Raw genomic sequence first — 12,446 nt, 5'->3', positions numbered from 1 at the left:
ATTTGTAAGCGTTTTAAGTAAAAAGTTAGTAAAGAACAGCCAGCCACTTTTTCAAGAAAAAAGCTCCAAAAAGATAGCTTTCATCTCATTGGAACTTTTACTTATTCATTATTGCTTAGTTAATACCACTCGGTCAGATGCCTCTCGGTCCATATCATCGATAATCAATTGATTACCATTAACCGTGTAAATTTTGACATCATCCCCGATAATGACACGTTGATTTTCTGGCTCAAAGCTGACTTGCTTGATTTCCTTATCTCCATCTGGCTCGACTTCAGTCCATGTACCAGTTTTACCTGTTACAACAAGAGTGATTTGGTCATTCTCATCTTTTCCAGTATAGGTACCATCGATATTCGTAGGTTGAGCTACAGTAGTGTCCTGACTTGAGGACGCCTGTGGTTGACTAGCACTTGTCGCAGCGCTAGAAGATGATTCTTGTTGAGAAGATGATTGCTGAGCAGATTGCTGGGTAGGGGCTTGTGCCTTAGGTCCACAAGCTGCTAAAAGACTAAGAATTGCTAGGGAAGCAATAGAAAGTGTGAATGTTTTCGTTTTCATAGCGATTTCCTTTCTTTTGTGCCAATGTTTTGCTGGAATCGTTTCCAGATATACCTCCTACCTCAAGTATAACAACTTAAGCCTAGAAGGTCAACTAATCCCATCGCTTCCTTGCAAACTCGCTCGGACTTCCGAGATAAAGTAGAGTGAGCCCGTCACGAAGAGCAAGTCCTGCTCATTGGCCTTTTCTTCAAATTCTCTGATAAAGTCGCCATAGGAAGGAATCAAATCGTAACCCGCCACATCCTTTTCATCCAGAGAGCCTTGGTAGTCAAAGCCTGTTACCTTAAGTTCCACCTCAGGCAACTGCTTAGATAGATAGCCTAGCATCCCCTGATAATCCTTGCGTTTAAGTGCTCCAAAAAGGATGCGAACCTGGTAACCTTGCTGGATTTTCCCTTGGATAAACTCGACTAGACGAGTCAAGGCTGGCAGATTGTGAGCCCCATCTAGGTAGATTTGTGGGCGAATCCGTTCCAATCGACCTGCCCAATGTGTCTCCTTCAAAGCCCGTCTGACAAACTCTTCTTCGACCCTTTCACCTCTTGACGCCATAAACAGAAGAAAAGTTTCTAAAGCCAAGGCGGCATTTTCTTGCTGATAAGCACCTTCCAAACCGATTTCAAGCTGTGAAAAGTTTGCTAGCTTACTTGAAAAATCCCCCGCATTCAATGTGAAGTCTCGCCCAGCTTGATAAAGTTCAACAGCTAACTCTTTTGCTCTTTTTTGACAGACAAGCTCCGCTTCTGGAGTAAGCTTGGCAATGACCGCCTGCTTGCCAGCCTTGAAAATACCAGCTTTCTGCTTGGCTATTTCCTCCAGGCTATCGCCCAAGGTCTCCTGATGATCTAGCCCAATCGAAGTAATAACTGCAATCTCTCCTGTTACGACATTAGTGGTATCAAGCAAACCACCAATCCCCACTTCTAGCAGAACCAGATCCACTCCCTGCTCTTTAAAGTAAAGCAAAGCAATCAGGGTCAACAACTCAAAGAAAGACAATTGATCATGTGTTTCTAAGAGAGTTTTCTCCATCTCCTTGACTTGGTTAGCTATACGGACAAAGTCTTCCTCCGCGATCGGCTGTCCATTAATACAGATTCGATCATGGATGCTGATGATATGAGGAGAGGTAAAAGTACCAACTTTTTTACCATGAGAAACAAACAACTCCCTCATGAAGGCAATAGTTGACCCTTTACCATTAGTCCCTGTTACGTGTATAATAGGATAAGTCTTCTCAGGATTCCCCAGCAAATCCACTGCTCGCTGCATTCGTCCAAGTCCAGATCTAAAATTTAAACCAATCCGACTATGCAGCCATTCTTCTACTTCAAACATACATGTCTCCTTAACAAAAGTCCAATCAACTACCGCATCAAAGTATGATTACAAATAAAAAACGAGGTCGGAACTAAAATCCCGACCTCTTACCTGGTTAGCTAATCACTAGTTACTATGAATTTCAACGTGAGCTAAAAACGTCCCCCGGAATTACTTACGGTCTTTATTTTTAGCGTAAGGGTAAAAATGTTCACTGGATGTTCCAACTCTTCCCAATTTCTGGGAGTTGGGCTAAACACGTCCACTGGACGTGTTTACTCCTCCATAAAGCTGTTGAAGACTTCTTCAATCATGTTCCATTCGTCTTCTGAGTCTTCTGGAATTGGTTGCAATTCGCCTTCTGTTCCGTCTTCATTTTCGATAAATGAGTAAGCTTGGATTTCAACTTCACCATTTTCATCTTCTTCTGCATTAACTGGCACTAGCAGAACATAGTTTTTACCAAATTCTTCTTTCCCGTCTATGGTCAAAAGAATTTCAAACAAGGTTTCATTTCCTTGCTCATCTACTAGTGTAATCAATTCACGTTCTTCGTGGTCATGGTTGTGATCGTGTGACATAGTTTCTCCTCTGTCTTAAAATTTTCTATCTAAATAATTTTGCAAAATCAGCTGAGCAGCCAACTTATCGATAACTTTTTTGCGCTTGTTACGGCTGATATCTGCTTGTTCAATCAACATACGTTCCGCAGCGACCGTTGTCAAACGCTCATCCTGATAGTCTACTGGCAAACCAAAGAGTTCTTCTAGCTTGGCACCATAGGCTTGACTAGCTTCTACCCGTGGACCGCTAGTATTGTTCATGTTCTTTGGCAGACCTACTACAAAGCGTTCCACCTTATAGTTGTCAACCAATTCCTTGATCCGGTCAAAACCAAACTGACCTTGATCCTCATTAATCTGGATGATTTCAAGTCCTTGAGCGGTGAAACCTAGTGGGTCGCTAATGGCAACACCCACTGTTTTTGAACCGACGTCCAATCCCATAATTCTCATAGATTATAGATCGACTCCTTGTCCTTTAAGGTAGTAGCGTACCAATTCTTCAACAATTTCATCACGCTCATACTTACGGATTTGATTTCGTGCATTGTTATAACGAGGAACGTAGGCAGGGTCTCCACTCAATACATAACCGACGATCTGGTTAATCGGATTGTAGCCCTTGTCATTCAAAGAAGCATAAACATCTGTCAACGTTTCGCTAATTTCTTTCTTATTGGAATCATCCAATTTAAACCGTACAGTTTCTTCAGTAAATCCCATTCTAACACCCTCTTTCCTTAGAATAGTACTATTATAGCACATTCCCTGACGTTCTACAAATAAGTCAGTCTATTTATTTGGATTTTCTATTGTTCTGTCGCCCCATTTGCCACTCTATCATCAATATACTGGCTAGGTTCGTTTTTTAAGAGATTTTCAAGGCCGATATTTTTTAAATATTCTAGCTGAGATGCCTTTTTGATATCCAAAACTTGAAAATCATAAGTCGTTGTCGTCTGGATTTCTGTCTCGCTGAGCAGCTTGGTTTCCAGTGTAAATCCTGCCAGTTTGCGCGCCTCTTGGATGGTCTCATCCTTTTCTTCCGCTTCTAGAAGCGCTTTTTGCGTCTCCTCTAGGCCATTTTCAGAGATAAAGGTCTTTAGTTCATCCCCGACAGGTCGTTTTTGCTGGATGGTTAAGGTCAGAAATTGATTGCCTTTATAGGTAATAATCTGAATCTGCTGCGTTCCATTTTCCGACTTTGGCATCAGCAAGGTCTTGGTGACCACCGTGTTCTTTTCGGCATTGTCCAAAACGGGAAGGTTTGATTGGAGAGGTTCAGATGCTGTTTTAGAAGCAGCAGGGGTTTCCTTTTTTTGCCCACATCCTGCAAGCAAAAAGAGGAGAGCAAAACTAGCAATTAGTAACTTTTTCATAATTCCTCACATGATTTTAAAACAAAAGAGCAAACAAGGCCAGGAGTCACTCCCAGCCTTGACGTTTTATAGAGCTGCACGTAGACGTGCTTCTGCATTTTCTACATTACGGACAGAGCGTGGCAAGAAGGCACGGATATCATCTTCTTTATAGCCGACTTGTAGGCGCTTCTCGTCAACGAGAATCGGACTCTTTAAGATCCGTGGTGTTTCCATGATTAAGTTGAGCACTTCATTGACACTCAAATCCTCGATGTCAACTCCAAGTGCCTTAGCGTAGCGGTTTTTGGACGAAACGATACTGGCAATTCCATTATCTGTTTTCGTGAGAATATCTAATAACTCTTCTCTTGTAATTCCTTCTTTACCGAGATTTTGTTCTTTATAACTTAACTGGTGGGCATTGAGCCAGGTTTTCGCTTTTTTACAGCTAGTACAACTTGAGACTGTATAAATTTTGATCATGTACCTACCCCTTTCGCTACATGTTACTATCAGTTTAGTCTATTATACCATAAAAAACATCCGACTTGCGACCTATTTTTAAAAAAATTAACTTTTTTCGCGATTTTCGTACTTTTTTCTTGACAAAATCAATTTATAACCAACTTTTAAATTTTTTGATATACAATCGTTTTACAACTGTAACACTTATCATATAGAGAACGATAATCAAAAGCAAAAAGAGGAAATAAATTGGTTCCAAAGGGGTTAAATAAAGTAGGCTAGCAATTGAAGAGTAGGGAAGGAAGGTCACAAAACTAGCCGCTAGCAAGGTTGTCCCAAGAACAAACCATGATGGACGACTTTGTAAGAAAGGAAGTTTTGCTGAACGAAGCATATGGATAACCATGGTTTGGGACCACATGGATTCAATGAACCAACCTGTCTGGAACAAGATGATAAAGCCCGTTGCAGACTCTGCTCCGTGAGCATAGGCTTGGCCTGTCGCCATTGGGACAATGACAAAATAGAGCAAGATAAAGGTCAAAATATCAAAAACAGAAGAAATCGGCCCCATCCAAATCATAAAGCGAGTAATAGACTTGGCTTCCCACTTATGAGGATGTTTCAAAAAGTCTTCATCCACATTATCAAATGGCAAGGCAATGCAAGAAAGATCATAGACGAGGTTTAACACAATCAAGTGAATCGGAGCCATAGGAAGGAAAGGTAAAAAGATACCAGACACTAACAGAGAGAAAATGTTCCCGAAATTAGAGCTGACCGTCATCTTGATATATTTGGTCATGTTGGCATAGACTTTGCGTCCTTCAACCAGCCCTTTTTCAAGCACCATCAAATCCTTATCTAGCAAAATGACATCAGCCGTTTCTTTGGCAATATCTACTGCTGTATCAACAGAAATCCCCACATCTGCCACTTTCATAGAAGGGGCATCATTGATCCCATCTCCCATATAGCCAACACAATGTCCATTCGATTTGATTTGTAAAATGATTCGTGCTTTTTGATCCGGAGAGAGTTTGGCAAAGACAGTCACCTTCTCAACTGCTTGGGCCAACTCTTCATCCGTCATGGCGTCAATATCAGAACCCAACAAGATTTGATCAACGTCTAGACCAACTTTTTCGCATACTGCTTGAGTTACCTTCTCATTGTCTCCCGTCAAGATCTTTGTTTGAACACCGTGTTCTAACAAAGCTTGGATAGCAGGTGCTGCGGATGGTTTTGGTGGATCTAGAAAGGCAAGATAGCCTGTTAGAATCATCTCTTTTTCATCTTCAACGGAGTAAGCAAAACCTTCTTTTAGGCCTGTTTTATAGGCAACTCCCAAGACTCGCAATCCCTGTTGATTAAGTTGATCTACTTCTTTTAAGATTTCCACTCGGATATCATCCGTCAGAGGGCTAATCTGACCTTGATATTCCACATGGGTTGAAATCGCAAGCATTTCCTCTAGGGCACCCTTGGTTACCAAACTAACAACTTCGTTCTCATCCTTGACGATGACACTCATCCGTCTGCGTTCAAAATCAAAGGGCAATTCGTCTATTTTTTGGAAGCTAGTATCCAAATTTTGTAGAATAGCGTGTTCTTTAGCTTCTTTTTCAGTTCTACTGATGATGGCACGGTCCATCAAGTTTTTCAAACCGGTTTGAAAATAGGAATTGAGATAAGCCCGTCTCAACACAGACAAATCCAAATCTCCATGTATATCCAAAGGATATTCCAGGACAATTTCGTCTTGGGTAAGGGTTCCGGTTTTATCCGTGCATAGGATATCAATAGCACCTAGGTCCTGTATGGCATTGAGTTTTTTGATGACGACTTTTTCCTTGGCCATGATAATGGAGCCTTTTGCTAGACTGGCCGTGATGATCATAGGAAGCATCTCAGGTGTCAATCCAACACCAACACTCAGTGCAAACACACCTGCTTCCAGCCAGTCGCCATCTGTCAAGCCATTGGAGAGAAACACGATGGGAACCATGACTAACATCAAACGGATCAAGAGCCAAGAGATGCTGTTCATCTCCCGTTCAAAAGAGGTCGGTTCGTCATAGGTATTGAGAGTCTGCTCGATTTCTCCCATCATGGTGTCATCACCGACCGCTAGAATCAAAGCCTTAGCGCTTCCTGATATCACATTGGTTCCCATAAAAGCGAGCGCTTCTGCTTCTAGCAGACTATCAAAATTTGACTGACTCATTTTTGACAAAGCCAATTTTTCAACCGAGTCACTTTCGCCTGTCAAGCCAGACTGTTGGACAAAGAAATCACGTGATTCAATCAAAAGGAGGTCTGCTGGAATCATATCCCCAGCACTCAACTTGACTATATCTCCAACGACCAAATCTTCAATTGCGACCTCTAAACTCTGGCCTTCACGAATAACTGTGGCTGTATTCACAATCATTTTTGATAGATTGGTCGCAGCCTTGTCACTCCGCAGTTCTTGGACAAAGCGTATGCCACCAGAGATTAGAACGAGAACGACGATGATGATAGAGGTCGTCGGATCTTCTTGTCCAGGCTTCGCCAACCAGACATTGGTCACCATGGAAATCATAGCGATGACCAGCAGGATGATTGTAAATGGATTGATAATAGATTCGTAAATCTTTTTGAGGATACTGTCTTCTTGACCCTTGGTGATGGTGTTTTCGCCATATAGGTCACGATTTTTCTCCACCTGCTCCTCAGACAAGCCTATTAGACTTGTCTTATAAAAAGATAGAGTTTCGTTTAAAGGTGTATGAATAGCTGTTGCTAATCTTTCTTTTGTAGTTTTCATTGGTTTCTCCTATCTGTATGAATGATGTGTTTCATACACAGAGACCAATCACTTTATAAGGGCAGAACGACACAAATCAGCGATTGGCTGTGTATGTGCGGTTCTGGATGATCGTCAATTTGCATCGTTTGTCTCCTTTCCTTGTTCTAAAACAGTAGAAAATCCCACCATAAAATGGCAGGATTAAAAAACTAACTATCTGTTTTTTCGTTCAAGCTTTAACTCCATAGGGCGATGTAATGAGCTTAGTCTTGGCCTTCGCGACCAGGACTGTTGACCAACGAGTAGTGTCTCCACTGCTTTGCGGTAGTCATCCGTATCCCTATGGTAGCCTCACCTACCGTTTTCGTCTATCAGTATAAACCTTTAAAATATAAAAGTCAATGATTTATCATAATTTTCTTAAATAACAATTAATTCCTTCGGTGCTAGGGTCAACAATTCGCAACCGTTATCTGTAATTAAGATATCATCTTCAATACGAACGCCGTATTTACCATCCAGATAGATGCCCGGCTCATCGGTCAAGACCATGCCAGCCTTGATTGGCTCTTCTGACTTGCCAAAGTAAGGAATTTCATGGATATCCAGACCAATCCCATGTCCAATCCCGTGGCTGAAGTAAGGACCGTAGCCTGCATCGTTAATAATCTGGCGCGGAATCCTGTCAAAATCAATTCGACTGAGACCAGCCTTGGCTGCATCTATGAGGGCTTGATTGCTGCGCAGGACAATATCATAAATCTCCCGCTCTTCATCTGTCACCTGCCCCACATGAACTGTCCGCGTCATATCGCTGACATAGTGGTTGTAGTAGCAACCAAAGTCCATGGTCAGGGTTTCACCCTTTTGAATGACCTTGTCACTAGCCACGCCATGTGGCATAGCAGAGCGGTAGCCCGAAGCGATGATAAAATCAAAAGAGGCACCTGAAGCACCTAGCTGGCGCATACGGGCATCTAAAAAGTTCATAACGGCTATCTCAGTCGTCTCACCGGGCTTGATAAAATCCAGTACATCTAGGAAGGCTTGATCCGAAATCTGGCAGGCCCTACGAATGGTTGCGATTTCTTGCTCATCCTTGATCATCCGCAGATTTTCAATAAAACCAGTCATTGGAACCAGCTCATGACCAGCAAACACACTTTCCAGCATCTTGAAGTAAGCATAGGAAATCTCGTCATCAAAGCCAATTTTTTCCAGCTTGTCGTCCGCAACGATTTTGGCAATTTCACCAACCGCATCGCGCGTTTCCACAATGTCAAAGCCCTCAACCACGCCCTTGGCAATAAGAGTATAACGAGAATCCGTCAGAAAAATCCGGCGCTTTTTACTGATGAAAACCGTCGCCTCTGTCCCGCTGAAACCAGTCAGATAGTAAATATTCTTCAGATTGGTTACTAAGACAGCATCACACTCTGTCTGTTTTAAGGCTACTTCAAATTTTTCAACTCTTGATAACATGAGAAAACCTCCGTAAAATGATTCAATTTATTATAGCAAAAAAATACCGAAAATAATACAATCTATATAGCTAGGATTAGATAAAATTGACATTTGAAAGCGCTTAATGTATAATTTCTGTTAGACAAGAAAGAATGAGGTATCGATATGAATAAAACAGAGTTGCTGTTACAAAGACTAGATGAGATTGGTCAGTCTCTAAAAAATTCGAACCAAGCACTAGCTTTGCTGGCACTTGGTTCTTGCGGAACAGAAAGAGAACGATTGGATCAGTACTCAGATTTAGACTTCTTTGTTATTGTAAAAGATGGCTACAAGCAGACTTATATCCAAGACCTAACCTGGTTAAGTAAGCTAGAACCAATTGCATTTCACTACCAAAATACAGTGGATGGACATAAAGTTCTATTTGAAGATGATGTTTTTTGTGAATTTGCTGTCTTTGAAGCTCACGAACTAGTAAACATCCCCTTCTCTGAAGGCAAGATTATCTGGAAGGAGGTCGGTTTTGATGAAACAATCTGTCAGCCACAAAGACTGCCATCAAAAGATAACAGAGACCGTGAATGGCTGTTGGGAGAAATTTTATGTAATCTATATTTAGGGCTAGGTCGCTATCAGCGAGGCGAAAAATTAGCTGCTTATGATTTAATACAAAACAGAGCCGTCAAGCTTTGGACTGAACTAATCAGTTTGGAAACAACTTCTAAATCTAATTTTATAGATATCTTTAATACCAACAGACGATTTGAAGAAGGTTATCCAAAGGAAGCCAAGCAATTGCCTCACTTTTTGCAAGGTTACGAACGCATTTCTGAGTCTGCTCAAGCACTCCTAGAATATCTGGATAAACACTATTCTCTTAACCCATTTATAAAAGAAAAAATTCGTGATTTATTATAAAAAAGACTCTGCCTAAAAAAGCAGAGCCTTTTAAATCTTATTTTAACTTTCCTTTCAAATACTGTCCTGTGTAGCTGGCTTCGTTGGCCGCTACTTCTTCTGGGGTTCCTGTTGCAATGATGGTTCCTCCACCAACACCGCCTTCAGGTCCCAAGTCGATGATATGGTCTGCTGTTTTAATAACATCTAGATTGTGCTCGATAACGAGGACTGTATTGCCATCGTCTACAAAGCGAGCTAAAACCTTGAGCAGACGAGCGATGTCCTCCGTATGAAGTCCTGTCGTCGGCTCATCCAGAATGTAGAAGGATTTACCTGTTGAGCGTTTGTGGAGTTCACTAGCTAACTTCATACGCTGGGCTTCTCCCCCAGAAAGGGTGGTAGCCGGTTGACCTAGCGTTACATAGCCCAGCCCCACGTCCTTGATGGTCTGGAGTTTGCGTTGAATCTTAGGAATGTGTTGGAAGAATTCCACCGCATCGTTGACGGTCATGTCCAAGACCTGCGAGATATTCTTTTCCTTATAGTGGACTTCTAGGGTTTCACTGTTGTAGCGAGTCCCATGGCAAACTTCACAGGCCACATAAACATCTGGCAAGAAGTGCATCTCAATCTTGATGATCCCGTCACCCGAGCAGGCTTCACAACGGCCTCCCTTGACGTTGAAACTGAAACGGCCCTTCTTGTAGCCTCGTATCTTAGCTTCATTTGTCTGGGCAAAGAGGTCACGTATATCGTCAAAAACTCCCGTATAGGTAGCTGGGTTGGACCTCGGCGTCCGTCCGATCGGGCTCTGGTCAATGTCAATCAAGCGGTCTACATGCTCAATCCCTGTAATCGTCTTAAACTTACCAGGTTTGTCTGAATTGCGGTTGAGCTTCTGGGCAATGGCTTTTTTGAGGATGCTGTTGATCAAGGTCGACTTCCCTGAACCTGACACCCCTGTCACTGCGATGAATTTTCCCAATGGGAAGCGAGCAGTGATATTTTGCAAGTTGTTCTCACGCGCTCCTGTCACCTCGATAAAACGTCCATTTCCGGCACGACGCTCTGCTGGCACTGGAATGGCACGTTTCCCTGACAAATACTGACCGGTGATAGACTTGCTGTTGCGAGCCACTTGCTTAGGCGTACCTGCAGCGACAATCTCCCCACCAAAAACTCCCGCACCAGGACCAACGTCAATCAGATAATCTGCCTCACGCATGGTGTCTTCATCATGTTCTACCACGATGAGAGTATTGCCCAAATCACGCATTTTTTTCAAGCTGGCAATGAGACGGTCATTGTCCCTCTGGTGAAGTCCAATCGACGGCTCATCTAGAATATAAAGGACGCCTGATAAATTAGAACCAATCTGGGTTGCCAAGCGAATACGCTGACTCTCCCCACCTGAAAGGGTTCCTGCCGAACGTGACAGAGTCAGATAGTTGAGGCCTACGTTATTGAGGAAGGTCAAGCGATCCTTGATTTCCTTGAGAATGGGACGAGCAATGATGGCTTCATTTTCAGATAGGGTCAGCTGACTCACCAACTCCAAGTGGTCTGCGATAGACAGGTCTGAAATCTCTCCGATATGGGGACCTTGCTCGCCACCTACACGAACAGACAAGGCCTGGTCGTTAAGACGGTAGCCGTGACAAGTTCCACAGGTTAGCTCATTCATGTAGAGACGCATCTGGGTGCGCGTGTAGTCACTATTGGTTTCATGGTAACGACGTTTGATATTGCCAACCACCCCCTCGAAAGGAATGTCAATATCCCGCACACCGCCAAATTCATTCTCATAGTGGAAATGAAATTCCTTGCCATCTGAACCGTAGAGAATCAAGTTTTTATCTTCTTCTGATAACTCCTCAAAAGGCTTATCCATATCCACTCCAAAGGCTGTCATGGCCTGCTCTAGCATATTTGGATAGTAGTTGGATGAGATAGGATTCCAAGGTGCCAAGGCTCCCTCGCGTAGCGTTTTGCTAGCATCTGGTACTACCAAATCAGTATCCACTTCCAGCTTGATGCCCAAACCATCACACTCACTACACGAGCCAAACGGGGCATTGAAGGAGAAGAGACGAGGCTCTAGCTCTGGTACGGTAAAACCACAAACCGGGCAGGCATAGTGCTCAGAAAAGAGCAACTCAGAATCATCCATAGTGTCGATAATCACATATCCTTCTGCGATACGAAGGGCAGCCTCAATGGAATCAAAGAGACGGCTACGAATGCCCTCCTTGATGACAATACGGTCAACCACGACATCGATATTGTGTTGCTTGCTCTTGGACAGTTCAGGCACTTCGGTCACATCATAGACTTCCCCATCCACTCGGACACGAACATAGCCGTCTTTCTGAACCTTTTCAATGACACTCTTATGTTGTCCTTTTTTCTTACGAATGACAGGAGCCAAAATCTGCAAGCGTTGGCGTTCTGGCAATTCTAAGACCTTATCAACGATTTGCTCCACAGAAGAAGCCTTGATAGCCCCGTGGCCGTTGATACAGTAAGGCGTCCCTACACGTGCGTAGAGGAGACGCAGATAGTCATTGATTTCAGTCGTTGTCCCGACGGTCGAACGAGGATTTTTACTGGTTGTTTTTTGGTCAATGGAAATAGCTGGGCTGAGACCATCAATGGCATCTACATCTGGTTTTTCCATATTGCCCAAGAACTGACGAGCGTAGGCTGACAAGCTCTCTACATAGCGGCGTTGCCCCTCAGCATAGAGGGTATCAAAAGCTAGACTGGATTTCCCAGAACCTGACAAGCCCGTTACGACAACCAGCTTGTCTCTAGGAATCTCCACATCGATATTTTTTAAGTTATGGGCACGAGCCCCATGAATGACAATTTTATCTTGCATCTTTGATCTTTCTAGTCCATTATTGCTTTCCATTATACCAAAAAATGTGAAATTCTATTACCCAAAAAGCCGATTTTGTAGTATAATAGTACGGTGCAAAAAATCAAACACTGAATAGTAGGAAAGGA

At 42.9% G+C, this 12,446-nt stretch carries 11 protein-coding genes and 1 riboswitch; of the genes, 1 reads left to right on the top strand and 10 read right to left on the bottom strand.

All coding sequences use genetic code 11. The features are described from left to right. Window positions 1-108 precede the first annotated feature (108 nt). From E7Y33_RS04025 to E7Y33_RS03980, 9 genes are all read right to left on the bottom strand, one after another. Window positions 109-564 carry an SP_0198 family lipoprotein gene (locus E7Y33_RS04025; RefSeq protein ID WP_095726307.1) on the bottom strand — a complete coding sequence of 152 codons (456 nt, stop codon included), beginning with the start codon at window positions 562-564 and terminating at the stop codon, window positions 109-111. 90 nt (window positions 565-654) lie between these two features. Next, the gene (locus E7Y33_RS04020) at window positions 655-1,905 is read right to left on the bottom strand and encodes a bifunctional folylpolyglutamate synthase/dihydrofolate synthase (protein WP_139689717.1); all 1,251 of its coding nucleotides are present in this window, start codon (window positions 1,903-1,905) and stop codon (window positions 655-657) included. A 257-nt stretch (window positions 1,906-2,162) separates the two neighbouring features. Beyond that, a complete protein-coding gene (locus E7Y33_RS04015; RefSeq protein WP_000017624.1) occupies window positions 2,163-2,468 on the bottom strand; it encodes a DUF1292 domain-containing protein in 306 nt (101 codons plus the stop codon). Between the two features lie 15 nt (window positions 2,469-2,483). Continuing rightward, on the bottom strand, window positions 2,484-2,903 hold the full coding sequence (gene ruvX / locus E7Y33_RS04010; RefSeq protein WP_049477385.1) for a Holliday junction resolvase RuvX: 420 nt from the start codon (window positions 2,901-2,903) through the stop codon (window positions 2,484-2,486). Window positions 2,904-2,906: 3 nt separating this feature from the next. Continuing rightward, a complete protein-coding gene (locus E7Y33_RS04005; protein WP_000507059.1) occupies window positions 2,907-3,173 on the bottom strand; it encodes an IreB family regulatory phosphoprotein in 267 nt (88 codons plus the stop codon). An 86-nt stretch (window positions 3,174-3,259) separates the two neighbouring features. Further along, window positions 3,260-3,829: an SP0191 family lipoprotein gene (locus tag E7Y33_RS04000; protein WP_139689716.1), complete on the bottom strand. Its 570-nt coding sequence runs from the start codon at window positions 3,827-3,829 to the stop codon at window positions 3,260-3,262. 66 nt (window positions 3,830-3,895) lie between these two features. Next, window positions 3,896-4,294 carry a transcriptional regulator Spx gene (gene spx, locus E7Y33_RS03995; protein ID WP_000591165.1) on the bottom strand — a complete coding sequence of 133 codons (399 nt, stop codon included), beginning with the start codon at window positions 4,292-4,294 and terminating at the stop codon, window positions 3,896-3,898. Between the two features lie 133 nt (window positions 4,295-4,427). Then, window positions 4,428-7,088 carry a magnesium-translocating P-type ATPase gene (mgtA, locus tag E7Y33_RS03985; protein WP_139689715.1) on the bottom strand — a complete coding sequence of 887 codons (2,661 nt, stop codon included), beginning with the start codon at window positions 7,086-7,088 and terminating at the stop codon, window positions 4,428-4,430. A gap of 195 nt (window positions 7,089-7,283) precedes the next feature. Beyond that, window positions 7,284-7,435: riboswitch (M-box (ykoK) riboswitch) on the bottom strand. Between the two features lie 55 nt (window positions 7,436-7,490). Further along, the gene (locus tag E7Y33_RS03980) at window positions 7,491-8,552 is read right to left on the bottom strand and encodes a M24 family metallopeptidase (protein WP_125397597.1); all 1,062 of its coding nucleotides are present in this window, start codon (window positions 8,550-8,552) and stop codon (window positions 7,491-7,493) included. Window positions 8,553-8,699: 147 nt separating this feature from the next. Between E7Y33_RS03980 and E7Y33_RS03975 the strand changes: the two genes are divergently transcribed. Next, window positions 8,700-9,455: a hypothetical protein gene (locus tag E7Y33_RS03975; protein ID WP_125397598.1), complete on the top strand. Its 756-nt coding sequence runs from the start codon at window positions 8,700-8,702 to the stop codon at window positions 9,453-9,455. A 37-nt stretch (window positions 9,456-9,492) separates the two neighbouring features. Here E7Y33_RS03975 and uvrA read toward each other — a convergent pair whose 3' ends face one another. Next, a complete protein-coding gene (uvrA, locus tag E7Y33_RS03970; RefSeq protein ID WP_139689714.1) occupies window positions 9,493-12,318 on the bottom strand; it encodes an excinuclease ABC subunit UvrA in 2,826 nt (941 codons plus the stop codon). Window positions 12,319-12,446: the final 128 nt, after the last annotated feature.

The organism is Streptococcus oralis (genome assembly GCF_006175905.1).
Classification (GTDB): domain Bacteria; phylum Bacillota; class Bacilli; order Lactobacillales; family Streptococcaceae; genus Streptococcus; species Streptococcus oralis_BG.
Note: the sequence above shows the minus strand (reverse complement) of the source record. Positions and strands in the feature narration are given on the sequence as shown.